17 protein-coding genes and 1 pseudogene are annotated in these 20,864 nt (G+C 73.2%); 5 read left to right on the forward strand and 13 right to left on the reverse strand.

Annotation, left to right across the window (positions count from 1 at the left end):
- The first annotated feature begins 44 nt into the window (after positions 1-44).
- A complete protein-coding gene (locus tag ACFPL3_RS36215) occupies positions 45-596 on the forward strand; it encodes a kinase (RefSeq protein ID WP_343945861.1) in 552 nt (183 codons plus the stop codon).
- Here the strand turns inward: ACFPL3_RS36215 and ACFPL3_RS36220 are convergent.
- The 10 genes from ACFPL3_RS36220 to ACFPL3_RS36265 form a co-directional block, all read right to left on the reverse strand.
- On the reverse strand, positions 563-1,666 hold the full coding sequence (locus tag ACFPL3_RS36220; protein WP_379590422.1) for an NAD(P)/FAD-dependent oxidoreductase: 1,104 nt from the start codon (positions 1,664-1,666) through the stop codon (positions 563-565). The genes ACFPL3_RS36215 and ACFPL3_RS36220 overlap by 34 nt on opposite strands.
- A gap of 16 nt (positions 1,667-1,682) precedes the next feature.
- Positions 1,683-3,665 (reverse strand): ABC transporter ATP-binding protein, encoded by a 1,983-nt coding sequence (locus ACFPL3_RS36225; RefSeq protein ID WP_379590424.1) that lies wholly within the window; start codon positions 3,663-3,665, stop codon positions 1,683-1,685.
- The gene (locus ACFPL3_RS36230; RefSeq protein WP_343945863.1) at positions 3,662-5,395 is read right to left on the reverse strand and encodes an ABC transporter ATP-binding protein; all 1,734 of its coding nucleotides are present in this window, start codon (positions 5,393-5,395) and stop codon (positions 3,662-3,664) included. The genes ACFPL3_RS36225 and ACFPL3_RS36230 overlap by 4 nt, the downstream gene beginning before the upstream one ends.
- A complete protein-coding gene (locus ACFPL3_RS36235; protein ID WP_343945864.1) occupies positions 5,389-6,006 on the reverse strand; it encodes a TetR/AcrR family transcriptional regulator in 618 nt (205 codons plus the stop codon). Before ACFPL3_RS36235 ends, ACFPL3_RS36230 begins: the two co-directional genes overlap by 7 nt.
- 138 nt (positions 6,007-6,144) lie before the next feature.
- Positions 6,145-8,115, reverse strand: coding sequence for a PepSY-associated TM helix domain-containing protein (locus ACFPL3_RS36240; protein WP_379590427.1), 1,971 nt, complete (start codon positions 8,113-8,115; stop codon positions 6,145-6,147).
- Positions 8,112-9,440: a copper resistance CopC family protein gene (locus ACFPL3_RS36245; RefSeq protein ID WP_379590429.1), complete on the reverse strand. Its 1,329-nt coding sequence runs from the start codon at positions 9,438-9,440 to the stop codon at positions 8,112-8,114. The genes ACFPL3_RS36240 and ACFPL3_RS36245 overlap by 4 nt, the downstream gene beginning before the upstream one ends.
- Positions 9,437-10,270 carry a DUF1775 domain-containing protein gene (locus ACFPL3_RS36250; protein WP_343937460.1) on the reverse strand — a complete coding sequence of 278 codons (834 nt, stop codon included), beginning with the start codon at positions 10,268-10,270 and terminating at the stop codon, positions 9,437-9,439. Before ACFPL3_RS36250 ends, ACFPL3_RS36245 begins: the two co-directional genes overlap by 4 nt.
- Positions 10,271-10,352: 82 nt before the next feature.
- Positions 10,353-12,836 carry a YncE family protein gene (locus ACFPL3_RS36255; protein WP_379590443.1) on the reverse strand — a complete coding sequence of 828 codons (2,484 nt, stop codon included), beginning with the start codon at positions 12,834-12,836 and terminating at the stop codon, positions 10,353-10,355.
- Between the two features lie 442 nt (positions 12,837-13,278).
- A complete protein-coding gene (locus ACFPL3_RS36260) occupies positions 13,279-14,529 on the reverse strand; it encodes an NAD(P)/FAD-dependent oxidoreductase (protein ID WP_343937458.1) in 1,251 nt (416 codons plus the stop codon).
- A gap of 1 nt (position 14,530) precedes the next feature.
- A complete protein-coding gene (locus tag ACFPL3_RS36265; protein WP_379590432.1) occupies positions 14,531-14,851 on the reverse strand; it encodes a 2Fe-2S iron-sulfur cluster-binding protein in 321 nt (106 codons plus the stop codon).
- A 339-nt stretch (positions 14,852-15,190) separates the two neighbouring features.
- On the opposite strand from ACFPL3_RS36265, the gene ACFPL3_RS36270 reads away from it, so the two are divergent.
- On the forward strand, positions 15,191-16,306 hold the full coding sequence (locus ACFPL3_RS36270) for a malate/lactate/ureidoglycolate dehydrogenase (protein ID WP_343937454.1): 1,116 nt from the start codon (positions 15,191-15,193) through the stop codon (positions 16,304-16,306).
- On the opposite strand, the gene ACFPL3_RS36275 is transcribed toward ACFPL3_RS36270, so the two are convergent.
- The 3 genes and pseudogenes from ACFPL3_RS36275 to ACFPL3_RS36285 form a co-directional block, all read right to left on the reverse strand.
- Positions 16,307-16,882, reverse strand: coding sequence for a type 2 periplasmic-binding domain-containing protein (locus ACFPL3_RS36275; RefSeq protein ID WP_343937452.1), 576 nt, complete (start codon positions 16,880-16,882; stop codon positions 16,307-16,309).
- A 43-nt stretch (positions 16,883-16,925) separates the two neighbouring features.
- Positions 16,926-17,048 (reverse strand): annotated as a pseudogene (locus ACFPL3_RS36280) (LacI family DNA-binding transcriptional regulator); the annotation flags it as partial.
- An 84-nt stretch (positions 17,049-17,132) separates the two neighbouring features.
- Complete coding sequence (locus ACFPL3_RS36285; RefSeq protein WP_343937450.1) at positions 17,133-17,423, reverse strand: hypothetical protein; 291 nt, start codon at positions 17,421-17,423, stop codon at positions 17,133-17,135.
- Positions 17,424-17,589: 166 nt separating this feature from the next.
- Between ACFPL3_RS36285 and ACFPL3_RS36290 the strand changes: the two genes are divergently transcribed.
- The 3 genes from ACFPL3_RS36290 to ACFPL3_RS36300 all read left to right on the forward strand — a co-directional run bounded on the left by ACFPL3_RS36290 (position 17,590) and on the right by ACFPL3_RS36300 (position 20,864).
- Positions 17,590-18,606 (forward strand): LacI family DNA-binding transcriptional regulator, encoded by a 1,017-nt coding sequence (locus tag ACFPL3_RS36290; RefSeq protein WP_343937448.1) that lies wholly within the window; start codon positions 17,590-17,592, stop codon positions 18,604-18,606.
- 67 nt (positions 18,607-18,673) lie between these two features.
- The gene (locus ACFPL3_RS36295) at positions 18,674-19,900 is read left to right on the forward strand and encodes a sugar ABC transporter substrate-binding protein (protein ID WP_343937446.1); all 1,227 of its coding nucleotides are present in this window, start codon (positions 18,674-18,676) and stop codon (positions 19,898-19,900) included.
- A complete protein-coding gene (locus tag ACFPL3_RS36300) occupies positions 19,893-20,864 on the forward strand; it encodes a carbohydrate ABC transporter permease (RefSeq protein ID WP_343937444.1) in 972 nt (323 codons plus the stop codon). The genes ACFPL3_RS36295 and ACFPL3_RS36300 overlap by 8 nt, the downstream gene beginning before the upstream one ends.

Raw genomic sequence — 20,864 nt, forward strand, 5'->3', positions numbered from 1 at the left:
CGGCCGAGTCTCGCATCCGGTCCCGCCGGTGCGATGCTCGCCCGGTGACCCCCAGCGGGACGGAACGGACGCGGCTGATCGTCCTGCGCGGCAACTCGGGGTCGGGGAAGACCACCGTGGCGCGCGCCGTGCGGACGGGCTACGGGCGGGGCTGCGCGCTCGTCGAGCAGGACTACCTGCGCCGGGTCCTGCTGCGGGAGCGCGACGTGGACGGCGGCATCGCCCCCGGCCTGATCGCGCAGACCGTGCGCTACGCCCTCGACCACGGCTACCACGTCGTGCTCGAGGGCATCCTCGCTCGGGCCCGCTACGGAGCGGTGCTCACCGAGCTGTGCGCGGCGCACCGCGGGCGCACCGCCGTCTTCTATTTCGACGTGCCGTGGGAGGAGACGCTGCGCCGGCACGCCACGCGCCCGCAGTCGGCCGAGTTCGGCGAGGCCGAGATGCGGGAGTGGTTCCTGCCTCGCGACCTGCTCGGCCTGCCCGGGGAACGCCTGATCCCGCAGACGGCGTCGGTCGCGGAGGCGGTGGCGCTGGTGTCCCGTGAGCTGGCAGGTGCCCCTCAGCCCGCGGTCGCGAAGCGCTCGGGGCCGTAGGGACGCACGTCGACGAGCGGGGTCTCGCCCAGCACCGTGGCCGCGACGAGCGCGCCGGCCAGCGGGGCGAGCGTGAGCCCGAGGTGCCCGAACCCGGTGGCGAGCACGACGCGGGGGTGATCGGGGAGCGGGCCGAGCACGGGCAGCCCATCCGGGGTGGCGGGGCGGAACCCGACGCGGGTCTCCAGGAACGTCGCGTCGCACAGCCCCGGCGCCACGGTGAGGGCGTGGTCGAGCACCTCCAGCTGCCCGGCGGCGGTGACGCGGTGGTCGAAGCCGGACCCGGTCTCCCGCGTGGCGCCCACGACCACCCGCCCGCCGGGGAACGCGAGCAGGTAGTGCCCGGTGCCGTGCGGCGACACGGTCGGCCAGCTCGCGGTGTCGTGGTCGTCCCCGAGGCCGAGGTGGGTGATCTGCCCGCGTTGCGGGGCGACGGGCAGCTGCGCGCCGAGGGCCGCCGCGAGCTCGCCGCTCCACGCCCCCGCCGCGACGACCACGGCGTCGGCGCCGAGCGGCTCGCCGTCGACCCGCACGCCCTCGGCGCTGGGCACGGCGGTGCCGGTGCGCAGCTCGGCACCTCGCCTGCGGGCGGCGTCGATCAGGGCCGCCCGCAGCTGCCGCCCGTCGACGCGGGCTCCGCCGGAGACGTGCACGGCGGCGAGCCCGGGGTCCAGCGGCGGGAACAGCTCCCCGGCCTGCGGCGGGTCCAGCAACGACACGGTGCCCGCGGCCGGGTGCTGCGCGGCCCGGGCCGCGGCGCGGCGCTGGACCTCCCCCAGCGCGGCCGGATCCGGGTCGGTGACGAGGAAGCCGACCACGGAGTACGACGTGGGCTCGGCGGTGTCCTCGGCCAGCGCGGCCACGAGCTCCGGGTAGTACGCCGACGCGGGGGCGGCGAGGGCGAACACCGCCTCGTCGGCCGAGGCCCACGACGAGACGATCCCGGCGCCGGCGTCCGTCGCCACGCCGGGTCGCGCGTCGTCCACCACCACGACGGAGACCCCGCGCCGCGCGAGGTGGTAGGCGCAGGACGCCCCGGCGATTCCGGAACCGATCACGACGACGCGCACGGCAAGATCCTCTCACCTAGTCGTGCGACGTGACAGCTCCCGCGAACTGGCTCTCGTAGAGCGCGGCGTATGCACCGCCCCGCGCGACCAGCTCCTCGTGGGTGCCCTGCTCCACGATCCGGCCCGACTCCATCACGAGGATCAGGTCGGCGTCGCGGATCGTCGAGAGGCGGTGGGCGATCACGAAGCTGGTGCGGTCGGTGCGCAGCGCCGCCATCGCCTGCTGCACGAGCAGCTCGGTGCGGGTGTCCACCGAGCTCGTGGCCTCGTCGAGGATGAGCAGGGTGGGGTCGGCGAGGAACGCGCGCGCGATCGTGATCAGCTGCTTCTCCCCCGCGCTGACGTTCGACCCCTCGTCGTCGATCACGGTGTCGTAGCCGTCGGGGAGGCTGCGCACGAAACGGTCGACGTAGGTGGCGCGGGCCGCCGCCACGATCTCCTCCTCGGTGGCGGCCGGGTTGCCGTAGCCGATGTTGTCGCGGATCGTGCCGCCGAAGAGCCAGGTGTCCTGCAGCACCATTCCCGTGGTGGAGCGCAGGGTGGCGCGGTCCATGGCGGCGATGTCGACGCCGTCGAGGGTGATGCGGCCGGAGTCCAGCTCGTAGAAGCGCATGATCAGGTTGACGAGCGTGGTCTTGCCCGCCCCCGTGGGCCCGACGATCGCAACCGTCTGCCCCGGTTCGGCCACCAGCGAGAGGTGCTCGATGAGCGGCTGGTCGGGCTCGTAGCGGAACGAGACGTCCTCGAACTCCACGCGCCCGCTGCGGGTGCGCGGCACGGCGGGCTGCTCCGGGTCGGGCGTCTGCTCCTCGGCGTCGAGCAGCTCGAACACCCGCTCGGCCGACGCCACCCCGGACTGCAGCAGGTTGATCATCGACGCGATCTGGGTGAGCGGCTGGGTGAACTGGCGGGAGTACTGGATGAACGCCTGCACGTCGCCGAGGCTCATCGCGCCCGACGCGACGCGCAGCCCGCCGACCACGGCCACGAGCACGTAGTTCAGGTTCCCGATGAACATCATCGACGGCATGATGATCCCGGAGATGAACTGCGCCCGGTAGCTCGCGCCGTAGAGCCGCTCGTTGCGCGCCGCGAACTCGGCCTCCACCTCGCCGCGGCGGCCGAACACCCGCACCAGCTCGTGGCCGGTGAACGCCTCCTCGATGTGCGCGTTCAGCTCGCCGGTGTGGCGCCACTGCGCCACGAACTGCTTCTGCGAGCGCCGCGTGATGGCCCGCGTGAGCAGCAGGGACAGCGGGATCGACACGAGCGCCACCAGCGCGAGCAGCGGGGAGATCACCAGCATCATGAGCACGACGCCGACCACCGTGAGCAGCGACGTCAGCAGCTGCGAGAGCGTCTGCTGCAAGCTCTGGGAGACGTTGTCGATGTCGTTGGTGACGCGGCTGAGCAGCTCGCCGCGCGGCTGGCGGTCCAAGTAGCGCAGCGGCAGCCGGTTGATCTTGTCCTCGACGTCGCGGCGCAGCGCGAAGATCGTGCGCTGGACGACGCCGTTGAGCAGGTAGCCCTGCAGCCAGGCGAAGAGCGACGAGGCCACGTAGATCACCACGACGGCCGCGAGCACCTGCGCGAGGAGGCCGAAGTCGATGCCCTGACCGGGCACGACGCCCGCGCCCTCGATCACGTTCGCGTACGTGTCGTCGCCCTCGGCCCGGGCGCGCGCCGCGGCCTCCTCCACGGACGCCCCGGGCTCCAGCTGCCTGCCGATCACCCCGGCGAAGATCACGTCGGTGGCGCGGCCGAGCACGAACGGCCCGATCGAGGACAGCGCCACGCTGAGCACGCCCAGCACGACGACCGCGGTCACGCCGACGCGCTCGGGCGCGAGCCGACGCAGCAGCCGGCGCGCCGACGGCCCGAAGGCCATCGACTTCTCGGCGGGCATGCCCATGCCGGCCCATGGCGGGCCGCCGCGCCGGGCGGCGGTCATCTCGCGCGCGGCACGGTTGGTGTCCGCGGCGGGCTTCGGCCGGGTCATGCCACCTCCTCCGGGATGAACTGGGACGTGACGATCTCGGCGTAGGTCGGGCACGTGAGCTGCAGCTCGTGGTGGGTGCCGACCCCGACGACCGCCCCGTCGTCGAGCACGACGATCTGGTCGGCGTCGCGGATGCTCGCCACGCGCTGGCCGACGATCACGACCGTGGCGGTGGCGGTGACCGGCCGCAGCGCGGCGCGCAGCCGGGCGTCGGTGGCGAGGTCGAGCGCGGAGAACGAGTCGTCGAACAGGTAGATCTGGGGGCGGCGCACCAGTACCCGGGCGATCGCGAGGCGCTGGCGCTGGCCGCCGGACACGTTCGTGCCGCCCTGCGCGACCGGCGCGTCGAGGCCCTCGGGCATCGCGCGCACGAAGTCGGCGGCCTGGGCCACCTCGAGCGCGGCCCACAGCTCGTCGTCGCTCGCGTCCGGGTTGCCGTAGCGCAGGTTGCTCGCCACGGTGCCGGAGAACAGGTACGGCTTCTGCGGCACTATCCCGACCCGGCTCCACAGGTACTCCGGGTCGAGCTCGCGCACGTCGACGCCGTCGACCCGGACCTCCCCGCTCGTGGCGTCGAACAGCCGCGGCACGAGGCCGAGCAGCGTGGTCTTGCCCGCGCCGGTGCTGCCGACGATCGCGGTCGTGGTGCCCGGGGTGGTGGTGATCGTGACGTCGTGCAGCACCGGGGCGTCGGCACCCGGGTAGGTGAAGCCCGCTCCGCGCAGCTCGAGGGTGCCGGTGGGGGTGGTCGGCGTGACCGGCGCGGCGGGCGGAGCCACCGACGACTCGGTGTCGAGCACCTCGACGATCCGCTCCGCGCACACCGCGGCGCGCGGGATCATCATGGTCATGAAGGTGGCCATCATGACCGCCATCAGGATCTGGATCAGGTAGGCCAGGAACGCCGTGAGCGCCCCGATCTGCATCTGACCGGCCTCGATGCGTTCGGCGCCGAACCAGAGCACGGCCACGCTGGACAGGTTCAGCACCACCATGACGATCGGGAAGGCCATGGCCATCAGCCGTCCCACGCGGGTGGCGACGGCGGTGAGGTCGCCGTTGGCGGCGGCGAACCGGGCGCTCTCCTGCGGCTCCCGCACGAACGCCCGCACCACGCGGATGCCGGTGATCTGCTCGCGCAGGATCCGGTTGACCGCGTCGATGCGGGTCTGCATCTCCCGGAACCCCGGCACCATCCGCATGATCACGGAGCCGATCGCGACCAGCAGCACCGGCACGCACACGAGCATCAACCACGACAGGTGCGTGTCCTCCCGCAGCGCCATGACCACGCCGCCGAAGCACATGATCGGCGCGGTGACCAGCATCGTGCAGGACAGCAGCACGAGCATCTGCACCTGCTGCACGTCGTTGGTGCCGCGGGTGATCAGCGACGGCGCCCCGAATCGGTTGACCTCGCGCACGGAGAACTCGCCGACCCGGTGGAACAGGGCAGCGCGGACGTCGCGACCGAACCCCATCGCCGTGCGGGCGCCCAGGTACACCGCGGCCACCGAGCAGACGATCTGCACGAGCGTGACCACGAGCATCCACCCGCCGACGGTGAGGATGTGGCCCGTGTCGCCGACGGCGATGCCCCGGTCGATGATGTCGGCGTTGAGGCTGGGCAGGTACAGCGAGGCCATCGTGCCCGCGAACTGCAGCGCGACGACCGCGAGCAACGGCCGGGAGTAGTCGCGCAGGTGGGTGCGCAGCAGGCGCATCAACATGGGGCGTCCTCGGTGGTGGTCGTCGCGAGTCCGTCGAGCACGACCGCGACGATCTGCTCCGGGGCGAGCAGGCGTCCGTCGGAGATCTTCGGGTGGGTGCCGGCGAAGGTGAGCAACCGCAGCACGTGGGCCAGTTCGGGGGCCGGGACCCGCAGCAGGTGCTCGTCGGGGCCGACGATATCGGCGATCGCCGCGCGGAGCGCGTCGTTTACCGCCGCGGGCAGCTGCGACCGCTGCTCGACCTCCTCCGGTTCGGGGGGCCGGAACCAGCCGAGCACGTCGAGCAGGCCGAACACGTCCGACAGCCGCTCCTGCAGCACCGCCGTGGCCGCAACGAGCCGCGCGCGCAGCGGGAGCCCGCGATCGACGGCGGCGAGGGCGCGCAGCGTGGGCGCCGGGTCGAAGACCTCGGCGACCACGGCGTGCACCACCGACTCCTTGTCGGGGAAGACCCGGAAGATCGTGCCCTCGGCGATCCCGCAGGCTTCGGCGATCTGGCGGGTGGTCACCGCGGAGCCGTGGCGCATCACCAGCGGCCGCGCCGCCTCGATGATGGCGGCACGGCGCTGTGCGGGCGCCATCCGCCGGGCCCGGCGGTGCGGGGTGGTCACGGAGCCAGCTTAAATGAGCGCGCACTCACTATCGCGTGCGCCCGGGACGCCGGGTGGCCCCGCTGAGGGGGACGGGGCCACCCGGCGCGGTGGGCCGACCGCGCACCCCGAGTTTGCGCGCGCGCCCACGTAAGGGGGTCAGCCGCCGAGGATCCGGCTGGTCACGCGGTCCACGGTCTCGACGAGGCTGCCGACGAGCCCCTTCACGAGGCCGGGGCTCTCCACGGCCGGTTGCGGAGCGGGGGCCGGCGCGGCGGGCGGGGACGCCGGGGCGGGGGCCGTGGCCGGGGGACCGGCGGCCACACCGATCGGGGTCTCCGCTGGAGGAGCCGCGGGGTCCGGATCGCGGGCGTCGTCCCGGTCGCGGTCCTCCCGGGACCCATCACCCCGGTCGGCGTCGTCGTCGGTCGTGGGGTCGGCGTCGTCGCCGGTGTCGCGCGCGGGATCGGCGGCCGCGGGCCGTTCTCCCGGGGTGGGCGGCGCGACAGTCGGACCGGCGCCACCCGGACCCGCAGCAGCCGGACCCGCGGCACGGCCCGGTGCCGGCGGAGCCACGCCGCGGACGGCCGGGCCGGGCGGGGTCTGCGGCGTACCGGCCCCGTCCGCGTGCGGGGGCTCGGCGGGCGGCACCTCGACCGGCAGAGGGGGCTCGACGAGCGGCGCCACCGGTTCGGGTGCGGGCCGGCTCGGGATCATCGCGGCGTCCACCCGGGTCACGGGCGGGGGCGCGGCGAGCACCACCGCCGCGCCGAGCGCGGACCCCGCCACCAGCAGGGCGCCCGCGGTGATGCCGCTGCGCAGCCGCTCCTGCCGCTCCCGGACGGCGCGCACCGCCAGGTCCACCACGATGAAGGCGAGCAGGCTGAGCCCGAACGCGGGCAGCAGCCAGCCGAGGACCACGGTGACCAGCACGACCGGCACCCCGACCCGCGGGGTGAGCTCGCGCAGCGCGGGTTGCGGCACCGGCGGGAGCCCCCGCTCCTGGTAGGGGCTGCGCTTCCACCACATGCGGTACCCGACGAGGACCAGCACGATGGTGGCGATCACGAGCAGCGCCAGCACGATCTGGTTGGCGACCCCGAAGAGGGTGCCGGTGTGCGCCTGCTGGCCGACCTCCCGCAGCTGCGCGAGCACCGGGTAGTCGTCCCACCCGACCCGCTCCGTGACCTGCGCGGTGTACGGGTCCACCGCGATGCTGTCGCGGCGGATCGGCAGGCCGGGCGAGGTCTCCGCCACCGTGTACGGCCGGTCGGGCGCGGTGGGCGCCACCACGCGCAGCTCGCCGTCGAGCCCTTCCGCGCGCGCCACCTGCAGCACCCGGTCGACCCCGACGGGCCGCAGGCCACCCGCCACCGCGACCGGCTCCGCGGCGAGCTCGGGAGCCTGCACGGCGGGCAGGCCCCACCCGGCGAACCGGCTCATCGTGAGGCCGGTGACGCTGAGGACGAGCAGGCCCACGGTCGTCCAGATCCCGAGCGGCCCGTGGACGGCCCGCATCCGCGCCTGCTCCCCCTTGCCCCGTGGCAGTGGGGTCAGCAGCTCGCGGACGCTGCGCCTGCGGCGTCCCTGCTTGGCGATCCACAGCAGCAGCCCTCCGACGAGGAGCACGGGCAGCCAGCTAGCGGCCACCTCCGAGTACAGGCGCCCGATCGGCCCGAGGTGGAGGTCGGAGTGCAGCTCGCGCAGCCAGACGTTGGCCGGCATCCGGCCGTCGACCGTGGTGAGTTCCCCGCTGATGTGGTTCGTGTACGGGTCGACGAAGACCGTGCGCGCCTCGCCGGGCCGGGTCAGGGTCGGCACGGCCAGGTCCACGCGCGTGGTGCGGTCGGGTCCGGGCGGGGGCACCACCGCCCGCAGCTCGCCCTCGGGGTGGGCGGCCAGCGCCGCGGCCACCTGCTCGGTCACCGGCCGGGCGGCGTCGCCGACGGCGGGCACGAAGAGCTGGTTGGCGTAGAGGTCCTCGTGGATCTGCGGGCTGCACACGTAGACGAGGCCGGTGAGGCACAACAGCAGCACGAACGGCGCCACCAGGATCCCGGCCAGGAAGTGCACCCGGCGGGCGAGCGGGCGCAGCTGGGCGGCCAGCGGGGTGGCGGGGCGGGTGGTCATCGCGCGGACCCCGCGGAAACGGGCTGGACGCCGTCGGCCTGCACGACCGGCTCCGGCCCGGCGGCGGCGAGGAGCGCCACGGTCGCGGCGATCGCGCCGATCGCCGCCCACCGGCGCAGCCGCTCCCGCCCGGCCAGGTCACGCCCGCGGGTCTGCGCCCGGCGGCGCGTCCACCACCCGGCCGCGACCCCGGTGCCGACGACGAGCACGCCCAGCACCAGCAACGCGACGACCTGCCGGCCCGCGGTCGTGAGCGGGCCGACCACCAGCAGGAGGACACCCGCCACGGGCAGGAGCCGGGCGAGCCGCGGTGCGGCGACCCGCAGCGCGGAGTCGCCCTGGGTGCGGGCGAGCACCCACAGCAGCACCGGCCCGCCCGCGCCGATCCCGAGCGCGAGCAGCAGCACGATCTGCGTGCCGACGGCGAACAGGTCGTACCCCGCCGACCCGTGCGGCTCGGCCAGGCCCCACGTGGCGGCGGGTGCGGCGGCGGCGCCGAGCACCGCGCCCGCCCGCAGCCACCGCGCGCCGGCCGAGCCGGCCGGGCGGGCGAGCACCTGCAGCAGCGCGACCGTGACCGGCACCAACACGAGCAGCCGGGCCAGGAGCACGGCCCCGACCTCCGACCCGAACGCCGCCGACACCACGGCGGGGTCGAACGCCTCGGCGAGCGGGAGGCGGCCGGCGTACCCCCCGTAGGAGGCGATGGTGCCGAGCGTCGCCAGGACCAGGCCCCAGCAGGCGTAGACGAGGGTGCGACGCGCCGGGGCGTGCTCGGCTCCGGCGGGCCAGGCCACCCCGAGCGCGAAGGCGACCCCGAGCCCGAGCGCGAACGCCGCGGTCGCAGCCGCGCGGAACACGTCGTACACCGCGGCGACGACCGGGTCGCGGTCGACCGGGATCCGCGGCACCGCCGTCGGCGGGGCGGACGAGAAGACGTGGAACTCCGACGTACCGGTGATCGGCCGCAGCGTGCTGGACGGAACGGACCACGCCACCGAGTACGTGCCGGCGTAGCGGGTGGGCGGCATGCGGACGGCGATGGTGTTCGGGTCGTCCGCCACCGCGTACGGCCTGCCTTCGACGACCTGCGCACCACCCGGAACGGTCATGCGCACGGTCGAGAGCCCGGCGGGCACCGGCCGGTCGAAGGTGAGCCGGACCTCGTCCGGTGACGTGACGACCTCGCCCTCGGCGGGCGTGGTGGCCACCAGCACCGGGTCGGGCGCGGGAGCCGGGTTCGCGAGGAGCAGCGTGCCCCAGCAGGCGGCGATCACGGCGAGCAGCCCGAGCAGGGATCGGGTGGCCTTGGCTCGTGCGGTCATCGCCTGCCCGCTCCCGTCGGCAGTTCCTCGATCTTCGTGACGTCGAGCCGGTGGCGGGCCGCGCGCGTGCGCCGCCGCTCGGCCACGCGCTTGCGCCGCTCCTGCTGCTGGTAGCCGACGACGCTCCCGACGCCCGCCACGAGCACACCGGCGACGAGGAGCACCCACGGCAGCACCGAGGTCCACCGGGTGGCGGGTTCCGCCTGCGCCGCCGGGGCGGCCGCGGCAGCACTCGGCTGCGGCGCCGCCGGAGCGTCCGCGGGCGCCGGTCCGGTGGGCGCGGCGGCGGGGTCCGCGGCGATGGTGATCACCGGTGCTCCGGGCCAGCCCGGCCGCGCCGGTGCGGTCCACCGGTCGACGGAGCCGTCGGCGTAGCCCTGCGCGGCGGCGAGCACGAGGTCACCGCCCTCGGCGGGGAGCGGGCCCGCGGTCACGAGGAACTGCTCGAACTGCTTCGGGCCCACCTTGCCGCCCGTCCAGACGATCGACTCCACCGCGGTGTCGACCTCCTTGCCCTCGATGGTGACCGGCGGGTCCACCCGCCGCATGCTGACCGTCGCCTTCCACTTGCCGACGGCCGTCACCTCGGCCAGCGGGACCACGACGTCCTCCGGGAAGGTGAGTTCGAGCCGCGTGGTGACGAGGTCGGACTGCTCGTTGGACAGGCGGACGGCGAAGGTCTCGGTGCCGCCACCCGTCACCGCACCGGGCACGACGGTGACCCGGGCCGCTGCCTCGGGTGCCGAGAGCAGCGTGCCGAGCACGCAGACCAGCAGGGTCGTGAACGCCGTGGCCAGGACGTGCGGGATCGATCTCCGGTTGCAGGCCATGGGGGCTCCTCACGGGGAAGGGGAACCGCGGGTGCGGTCCGGGGCCGGGGAGCAGCCCCGGACCGCATGTGACGGGCCGGAATCAGCCGATCGGGTTGATCTGCGCGGGAGTCAGCTCCTCACGCCAGCCCGCGGGGACCTTCTGCGACCAGCCGTTGTAGACGAGCGGGATGGGCAGCACGCCCTGACCGCCCACACCGGCGTGCGCGACGATCTGGTCGTCGGTCGCGGTGCCGCTGTTCCCGTCCAGCACGATCTGGCCGGCCACCGCGGCATCGCTGATGTCACCGTCGTTGTTCGGGTCGACGTCGATGACCTGCGCCGCGTTGGAGAACTTGTTCGAGATGTAGGCGTAGTAGCCGCCACCCTTCTTGGCGCCGAAGTTGCCGCCGTGGCAACCGGCGTTGCAGGGCAGGTCCTTGACCACCTTGTTGGTCTTCGGGTCGATCACCGAGACCGTCTGCGACAGGGTGTTCGCGGCCAGCAGGGCCTTGCCGTCCGGGCTCACGGGGAGCTGGATGGTCAGGCCGCCCCACGGGCCGGTGGGACCGGTCAGCGGGTTGTAGTTCTTCCACAGGTCGATCGAGGAGCCGTGTGCCACGCCGCCGTCGGGGGTCGCGCACGCGTCCTCCGCCAGCGAGACGCACGAGATGCTCATGCCGAGGAAGTCGGACAGGTAGGCCTTCTTCGAGTCCGGCGTCATCGACGTGGCGATCGGGAAGGCCCCGACCGGGTCGTGCTTCACGGTGCCCGACTCCATGTCCACGATGACGGCCTCGTTGGTCATGGTGTTGGGCGCGACGACCGTCTTACCGTCGTGGCTGGTCCAGTGCGCGTGCGGGTGCGGCGTGATGCCGCTCTCCGGGTCGACGTGGATGCGACGGGTGATCTCGGTGCCGCCCGGGGCCAGCTCCACGATGTCCGTTCCGGCGTTGATGCCGACCACGAGCTGGTCGGTGTCCGGGCGGGTCATCACGTGCGCCGGGTTCGGGCCGACCTCGATCTGCCGGATCGTCTCACCGGTCTCGCGGTCGAAGACGTCGGTCTCGTTGTCGAACCACTCGTTCGCGTAGACGTACTTGTAGTCCTTGTCCGTCCACATGTTGTGCGGGTTGTTCATGTCGATCCCGGGAGCGGCGATCTTCCGGTCGATCGACCAGTCCTCGGCGTTGATCTTCGTGATGGAGCCGTGCTTCTCCTTGCCGGCGAAGTCCTCCATCTGCGTGGCGATCCAGACCTCACCGACACCGGGCACGTCCGGCTTCTTGTTCAGCGCGGGGAGCGTCCGGGGGTAGTCGAACTTCTGGTCGTAGTAGGCGTCCAGGTTCGGGATGAGGACCGGGTTTCCGGCACCGTCGTACTGCAGGATCGGCGCAGGCGGCTGGAACGGGTTCCAGGCCACGTCCTCGGTCTCGCTGAACCGCTGCCAGTTGTTCGGGTTCGTGACCGTGAAGAACGTGTTCACCAGCCGCTGGATGATGTCCGCGTTCGACGGGACCGCCGCGTCCTTGCCGTTCACGCGCAGCTTCTTGCCGAAGTCGAGACCCAGCGTGAGCGGGTCGTCCACCACGACGGCGCCGAGCATGTAGGGCGCCACCGAGTCGGTGAACGCGTACAGGCCGGGCTCGGTGAGCTGGATCGTCTTCTCACCGAAGAACGCGCCACCCGCGTCCATGTACGGGAACTCCTTGGCCCCATCGGGCGCGATCAGCCCGATCGGGTTGCGGATGCCCTCGGACCGGGCGGGGTCGACGTTGAAGGTCACCGACACCGGCGGGCCCACCACGGCGAACTCCGCGAGGCGGTCGAGCACGCCCTGCAGGTTCACCCCGACCGGGAGGTCGAGCAGGTTCACCGGGGCGTCGGCCGGCAGGCCGTCCAGCACGCCGTTGAGCTCGCCGATCAGCGACTCGGCCTCCAGCGCCAGGCCCGCCGCCTCCGGCTTGGCGGCACCGATGCCCTTCACCGCCGAGAGGGTCTGCTCCAGCCCGAGCGCGTCGAGGCCGAGCAGGCCGCCGCCGCCCGCGGGTGCGGGAGCAGGAGCGGGGGCGGGCGCGGGCGCCGCGGCGGGAGCAGGAGCAGCCGAGGTGGACGAGGTGGTCGGGGCGTCCTCGTCGTCCTCGTCCTCCTCGTCCTCTGCCGCCGAGGTGGACGGTGCCGAGGTGGGCGCCGCGGAGGTCGACGGAGCGGGGGCCGGCGCGCTGGAGGGCGCCGGGGCGGCGGCGGGTTCCTCGCCACCGCCGAGCAGGCCGCCGACGATCCCGCCGAGGCCTTCGGTCAGGCCGTCGGTGAGCCCTTCCGTCGCCCCGCCGGTGACCCCGTTGACGAGGCCGCCGAGGTCCTCCTCGAGCACCGGGCCGCCGATGCCGGGCACGGCGACGTCCGTGCCGAGCCGCGGCAGCACGGCGACCGCGAGCGAGCTGCTGCCGAACAGGTTCAGCCCGGAGTCGAACCACGCGCCGTTCTTGTCGGTCAGGTTGAACGTGATCGGCAGCGGACCGACGCCGATCGGCTGCTGGGCGGCCGCGGGGGTGGCCGTCACCGTAGTCGCGCCGACCGCCGCCATCAGCGTCACGGCAGCGAGTCGACGTCGTCTCTTACCAGGCCCCGGAGGGCCTTGGGGAGCGATTGCGGACATGTATTTCCTCTTCTTCCTCAGCTGTGTCACTCGGCCAGCGAAGATCGCCCCGAGACCCGGGAGAACACCCTGCGGGGAGTAATCAGCGCGTCACTCCGGGGTGGCGCGATGCGCAATGTTTGCACCCGAGGAGTAACCAATGGGTGCATATGCATTACTCTTCCGTTACAAGGCACTAGTCCTAACGGACTACACCGTGTGAGCCATCCGGTAACCGAACTTAACCGCCGACAGCCGTAACCGACCGACCTCCCGCTCGTTGACAACGAGGCCCGCCGCACGCTTTTTCCCAGAAAACGACAACGGGCCCCCGGTCCGGCGATTCTGCGCCGGACCGGGGGCCCTTTGACGAATTCGTCAGATCATGTTCTCAGGCGACGGCGTTCTCCCTCGTCCGCGCCCGGCGGGCGAGCACGCGCACGTCGAAGTCGACGGCCAGGAGCTCCGCCTCGTTCGGCGTGCCGCGCTCGAGCAGCCGGCGCGCCGCCATGTGCGACCCCGGGTCGTTGACCGACTCGACGGCGCACAGCCGCCCACCGCGCAGGCAGAACACCGAGAAGCGCCCCTCGCTGCCCCGCACGACCAGCTTGTCGACGTCACCGGCGACCCCGACGAGCTGCAGCCGCAGCGCACCCTGGTTGCTCCAGAACCACGGCAGCGCGTGGAACGGGCGCTGCTCGCCGAGGATGCGCGCCGCGGCGTAGCGGCCCTGGTCGGTGGCGTTCTGGATGGACTCGAGCCGCTGCCGCGTGCCGCCGGCGGGATCGCACACCACGGCGCAGTCCCCGATCGCGGTGATCCGGGGGTCCGAGGTGGCGAGCCACCGGTCCACGACCACCCCGCCGTCCGTGTCGAGGCCCGCGCGGCGGGCGAGGTCGTCCACCGCCGTGGCGCCGACCCCCAGCACGACGACGTCGGCGCGCAGCACCCGGCCCGACCCGGTGCGCACGCCCACCACGTGGCCTGCGCTGCCGACCAGCTCCGTGGCGTGCTCGCCGAAGAACAGCTGCACCCCCTCGGCGCGGTGGTACGCCGCGACCGCCTCCGACACCGGCGGCGACACCGCCCTCTTGAGCAACCGGTCCCCGAGCTCGAGCACCGCCACCTCGACGCCGCGCTTGCGCGCCGCGCTCGCCACCTCCATGCCGATGAACCCGCCGCCGAGCACCACCACCCGTCGCGCGCCCGCCAGCGACGCGCGCAACGCGATCGCGTCGTCGAGGCTGCGCAGCTCCGCCACCCCGCGCAGCGACCGGCCGGGCAGCTCCAACCGGCGGGGCACGGCGCCCGTGGCGAGCACCACGTGGTCGTAGTCGACAGGGCGCGAACCCACGACGTGCACCTGCCGCCCGGCCCGGTCGATGTCCACCGCGGTGCCGTGGCACAGCGTGATCCGCTGGTCGCGGAAGAAGTCCCCGGAACGCAGCGTGAGCTCGTCCGGATCGCCGGCGTCGGCGAGCATCTCCTTCGACAGCGGCGGCCGCTGGTAGGGCAGGTGCCGCTCGGCACCCACCACCGTCACCGGCCCGCTGTAGCCACCCGAACGCAACGACACCGCCGTCTCGACGCCCGCGTGCCCCGCACCGATCACCACGACCCCGCGCACTTGCGACCCCCGCACGTCAGATCTGCTCTGCCGGGACGCGGACGACGAGCCGGGCCCCTTCGTCGCTCGGCACGAGCTGGCAGCTCAGCCTGCTGTTCTCCGCGCGCGGCGCGGCGGTGAACTCCAGCATCTCGTCCTCGTCGCCGGAGGGCGGACCGAACTGCTCCGTGCTGTGGTCGAGGTAGACGTGGCAGGTCCCACAGGTCGCGGAGCCCCCGCACTCGCCCACGATGCCGCGCACCTGGTTCCGCAGCGCGGCCCGCATCAGGCTCGTCGCAACATCCACTTCGACGGTGTGCTCCGAACCGTCGTCGTACACGTAGGTGACTACTGGCACGCTCATCTCCTTCTCGTGACCGGCGGATCGACGTTCGGCGATCGAACGGGCGGATGACCCAGGCCGCCCGACCATGCCAAGAGCGCGTAACCAGGGCGTCGCACACCGTAAAGGCCCGGTAACGAACAACTCCGCGAATCCCGATGCGGCGGTGAGGCGTAATTCCTACCCGATTCGGGTAACAACGGGGATCAGTCGCGTGAGCCTTTTGTAACGACCGCCTCCCGCATCGGCGCAGCGGCTCGTGAGGGTGTCGTCACAGGGTGTTCACGGCAACCTGGCTTCTCACTCGTTGGAAGGACCCGCCGACGGCGCGGGGCGATGAGTCATGCTGGGCACGTGACGATCGGGGAGACGAGTGCGGCCCGGACCGGTCAGGTGCATCTGATCGCCGCCGCGGAGCTGGAAACCACCGTGCGTGCGATCTTCGCCGCGGCCGGGTGCGCCGAGGAGGAGGCCACGCTGATCGCCCGCGAGCTCGTGGGCGCGAACCTCGCGGGCCACGACAGCCACGGCGTGGTGCGCGTACCGCTCTACGTCGACTGGCTGGGCCGGGGCTACGTGCGCGCGGGGCAGTCGGCGCAAGTGGTCACCGACGGCGGCGCGTTCCTCGTGGTGGACGGCAACAAGGGGTTCGGGCAGACGATCGCCACCCAGACCGTGGCGCTGGGCGTGGAGCGGGCGCGCGCGAACGGCACCTGCATCGTCGCGATGCGCAACTCGGGCCACATCGGCCGGGTCGGCGCGTACGCGGAGACCGCGCTGGCCGCCGGACTCGTCTCGATCCACTTCGTCAACGTCGCCGGGTCACCCCTCGTGGCGCCGTTCGGGGCCACCGAGCGGCGGTTCTCCACCGCGCCGTTCGCGGTGGGCCTGCCGCTGCCGGACCGGCCGCTGGTGCTGGACTTCGCCACGTCGCTCGTGGCCGAGGGCAAGGTGCAGGTGGCCTCGTACGGCGGGCGGCCGCTGCCCCCCGATGCGCTGATCTCGCCGGACGGCGAGATGTCGACCGACCCGCGCGTGCTCTACGGCGACTACGGGCCCGCAGACCTGCGCACCCCCGGGGGCGGGGAGGGCGCCATCCGGGCGTTCGGCGACCACAAGGGGTCCGGGCTCGCGCTGATGTGCGAGCTGCTCGCAGGCGCCCTCACCGCGAACGGCTGCGCCGGCCCGCTGGAGGGCCCGCGCGAGGGCATCGCCAACGGCATGCTGTCGATCTACCTGTCGCCCGCCCACTTCGGCACGCAGGACGAGTTCGAGCGGATCGCCCGCGAGTACCTGGACTGGGTGCTCGCCGCCCGCCCGATCGACCCGGCCGAACCGGTGCTGGCCCCCGGCGACCCGGAGGCCGCCAACCGCGAGGCGCGGCTGGCGGGCGGCGTGCCGCTCCCGGTGAACACGTGGGCGGCCATCGTCCGCACGGCCGAGGCTTTGGGCGTCCCGACCGGGCCGTGATCAGGAGACCGCGGCGTTCATCTCCGTGACCAGCCGCTCGGCGGCCTCGGCCGGCGGGAGCCGGCCGAAGAGCACCGAGTCGTTGAGCCGCGTGACGATGCCGAGCGTCTCGGTGGAGCCGGTCGGGCCGATCACGAAGTGGCCGTCGACGAGCCCGGCCATCCGGTCGACGAAGGCGAACTCCACCTTCCGGCTCTCGTCGAGGCCGCTCTCCAGGTGTGCGCGGATCTGCGGGTTGGCCGGGATGCCCCGGTCGGCCTTGATGACGTCGGCGGCGCGCGGGTCGGACACCAGGAAGTCGATCATGCGGGCGGCCGCATCGGGGTGCTCGCTGCGCCTGCTGATCGTGTAGAGCTGGGAGGCCTGCAGCCACATCGCCGGCCCCTGCGCCGTGGTCTCCCCCGGCGCGCGCAGCATGATCAGGTCGGCGCCGGAGGCCTGCCGGTACGCCGAGAGCAGGTTCGACCACCCGAAGCGCATCGCCGCCCGGCCCTGGCCGATCAGCGTCTGCTCGGGGTCGGGCTGCCCGGCGAGCTCCGCGGTGATGCTCGCCGGGGGCGTCGCGCCGCTCTGCACGAGGCCGGTGGCTCAGGTTCCGCGCGGAGAAGTTCATCCGGTAGCCGAGCTCGGCGATCGCGGCCAGCACCCGCTCCCGCGTCGGGCCGCTCACGTACGGGAAGTCCTTGACCACGTTGGACAAGGTCTTGACCGACACCCCCGCCAGGCGGGCCACATCGCGCATCGTCGCGGCCACTGCCTCGCACCCCCGGTCGCCGGACCCGTCCGATCGTCCGAGCCTCCCACCCCGGGCGCCGCCGCCCGGTGATCAGCTCGCAGGCGCCTCGGCCCCGCAGCCGCACTCACCCAGGAGGCAGCGCGGGTGCGGTGGCGGGTAGCCGAAGGTGGGCTGGAACGGGATCGCGGCGACGGAGTTGCAGAGCGAGTCCGGGTCGTAGTCGCGCACCCACCCACCCATCTCCTGCACGTACTCCCACTTGTGGTGGCTGGGGTGGGAGTCCCACACCGGCGGGTGCTCCTGCGCCTCGGCGGCGGGCCGGCCCACCCCGACGGGCTCGCCTGCGGGTATGGCGTTGGGGTCCACGTTCGGACTGGGCATCCGTCACCTCGCGATCGTCGTGGCCAGTAGATCCGCTCCGCCGGCGGGCCGGCACCGCTGATCGGTTCGTACCCGCGCACGGAGGGTTGCGATCACCCTTTCGAGTGGCTACCGTCACGCGCACTGTCGATGCGTATCGACAACTTCCGACGGAGGGGGGCGCGCCGTGGTCACCAGCCGGGACGTCGCCCGCGTCGCGGGGGTCTCGCAGAGCACCGTCTCCTACGTGATGAGCGGCCGCCGGTCGATCTCCGCCGAGACCCGCAAGCGCGTGCTCGACGCGATCGAGCAGCTCACCTACCAGCCCAACGCCGGGGCCCGTGCGCTCGCGAGCCAGCGCACGCAGGTGATCGGCCTCGTCGTGCGGTTCCGGCCGGGCGCGGACACCACCGGCCTGCTCCCGTTCATCGAGACGATCGCCGGCTGCGCCCGCGCCGAGGACCACGACGTCCTGCTCGTCACGGCCGACGAGGGCTCGGCGGGCCTCACCCGCCTCGCAGGCCGCACGCTCTGCGACGCCATCGTGATGATGGACATCGAGGCCGACGACGCCCGGATCCCGGTGGCCGCGTCGCTGCGGGTGCCGGTGATCCTCATCGGCGTCCCGGACGACAGCGCCGGACTGCACTGCGTCGACGTGGACTTCGCCGAGGCCGGGCGCCTCGCCGTGGACGAACTGGCCTCCGCGGGGCACGACCGGATCGTGGTGATCGGCCACGCCCCCGACGTCGTGGAGCGCGACATCAACTTCGTGCGCCGGTTCCAGCGCGGCGCCGATGCCGCGGCCGACGAGCACGGCGTCGCCATCGAGCTCGTGAGCCCGGTGCCGCCGAACCGCGCGGGGGCCGAGGACGCGGTGCGGGAGGCCCTCGCCCGCGGCGGCGAGCGCACCGGCATCGTCGTTCCCAACTCGCCCGCGGTCCAGCCGGTGCTGCAGGCCCTGCTCGACCGCGGTGTCGTCCCGGGCCGCGACGTCTCCCTGGTCGGCCTGTGCACCGACGCGTCCGCGGAGGCGAGCACGCCCGCCGTCACGAACGTGTCGCTCGAGCCGCGGGACGTCTCGCGGCGCGCGATGGAGATCCTCTTCCGCCTGCTCGACCGGTCCGGGGAACGCCCCACCGAGCTCGTCGAGCTGATCCGCCCGCGGCTCACCCGCCGCGACACCACCCTGCCCGCCCCCTGACCACCCACGCGCGGCCCGCCGGCCGCCCCACGCCCGTCATCGATACGTATCGACGAGAGGACCGGACATGGCTCGACGAGGAGCACCGCTGCGGACCGCCCTTCCCGCGCTGGTCGCGGCCGCCGCACTCGGGCTCACCGCCTGTGGCGGCGGAGGCGGCGGAGGTGGCGGTGACGTCACCTCGCTCCGGGTGCTCGACTACTACAACAACGAACCCGACAGATCCGTCTACGCGCGCACGCTCGACGCGTGCGGGCAGCAGGCGGGCGTCACGATCGAACGCGAGGTCGTGCCCGGCGACTCGCTGATCCAGAAGGTGCTCCAGCAGGCGTCGTCGCGCACGCTGCCCGACGTCCTCATGCTCGACAACCCGGACCTGCAGCAGATCGCCCAGACCGGCGCGCTCGCCCCGCTCAGCGACTTCGGCCTCTCGGCCGACGGGTACCAGGAGGGCGTCCGCGCCGCCTCGACCTTCGAGGGTCAGGTCTACGGCCTGCAGCCGGTGACCAACTCGATCGGGCTGTTCTACAACGTCGACATGCTCGCCGAGGCCGGCATCACCCCGCCGAAGACCTGGGACGAGCTCGAGACCGCCGCCGCGGCGCTCACCGAGGGCCAGCGCTACGGCATCGCGTTCTCGGCCGTCGCCGACTACGAGGGCGCGTGGCAGTTCCTGCCGTTCATGTGGACCAACGGCGGCGACGAGACGAACATCGCGAGCCCGGAGACCGCCGAGGCCCTGCAGCTGTGGGTCGACCTCGTGAACTCCGGGGCGGCGTCGCGGTCGGTGCTGAACTGGAAGCAGGCCGACGTCAAGGACCAGTTCGCGGCGGGCAACGCGGCGATGATGGTCAACGGGCCGTGGCAGTTCCCGGCGCTCGACAAGGTCGAGGGCCTGAACTACGAGGTCGTGCCGATCCCGGTGCCGCAGGCGGGTGAGGCCGTCGTGGCCCCGCTCGGCGGCGAGACGTGGACGATCCCGCAGACCGGGGACCCCGCCCGCCAGGCCAAGGCCGCCGAGATCGTGGCCTGCCTCAACACCGACGACAACCAGATCGCGCTGGCCACCGAGCGCACCACGGTGCCGACGAAGACGGCCCTGCGCGACCGGTTCGTGGCCGACGTCCCGCGAATGGAGGCGTTCACCGACATCGTCCAGACCGCGCGGGCCCGCACCGGCAAGCTCGGCCCCGAGTGGCCGGCCGCTGCCACCCGCATCTACACCGCGGTGCAGACGGCGATCACCGGCGGCGCGCCCCCGCTGCAGGCCCTCCAGCAGGCCCAGAATGGCTGAGACGGCCACCGCACCCGACCGGATCGCCCCACCCGCCGCGGCGCCCGCTCCCCCGCGCGGGCCCGCGGGCGGGTGGTGGTCGCCGCGCGGGCGGGAACGGCTGCTGCAGCTGGCCTTCCTCGTGCCCGCGGTGGCCTACGTCCTGCTCTTCTTCGGCTACCCCGTGGTCCAGAACGTCCTCATGGGGTTCCAGGAGTACTCGACCCGCACCTTCTACACGGGCGAGGCGCCGTTCGTCGGGCTGGACAACTACGTCGCCGTGCTCTCGTCGAACGTGTTCGGCACCGCCCTGCTCAACACGGTGCTGTTCACGGTCGGCTCGATCGCGGGCCAGTTCGTGATCGGCCTGGGGATCGCGCTTTTCTTCCACCGGCGCTTCCCGCTCTCGGGCCTGCTGCGCTCGCTGCTGCTGCTGCCGTGGCTGATCCCGCTGATCGTGTCCGGGGCCGTGTGGCGCTGGATCCTCGACCAGGACCACGGGGCGCTCAACCGGTTCCTCGCCGGCATCGGCCTCGCCGACCACCCCGGCTGGCTCACGAGCACCTCGCTCGCGCTGATCGCGGTGATCGGCGTGAACATCTGGATCGGGATCCCGTTCAACACCACGATCCTCTACGGCGGGCTGCAGGACGTCCCGCCGGAGCTGTACGAGGCCGCGGCGCTCGACGGCGCCACCGGCTGGCGCGCGTTCCGGCACGTGACGTGGCCGCTGCTGCGCCCCGTGGTGACCGTGGTGCTGGTGCTCGGCGTGGTCTACACGATCAAGGTGCTGGACATCATCCTCGGGCTCACCGACGGCGGCCCCGCCAACGCGACCCAGACGATCGCCACCCAGGCCTACCACCTGTCGTTCCAGGAGTTCCGCTTCGGCGAGGGCGCCGCGATGGGCAACGTGCTCATCGTCATCTCGCTGGTGTTCGCACTCCTCTACCTGCGCGCCAACCGGCGCGCCGCGCTCCGATGA

Source organism: Pseudonocardia zijingensis (assembly GCF_042657305.1).
Taxonomy (GTDB): Bacteria; Actinomycetota; Actinomycetes; order Mycobacteriales; family Pseudonocardiaceae; genus Pseudonocardia; species Pseudonocardia zijingensis.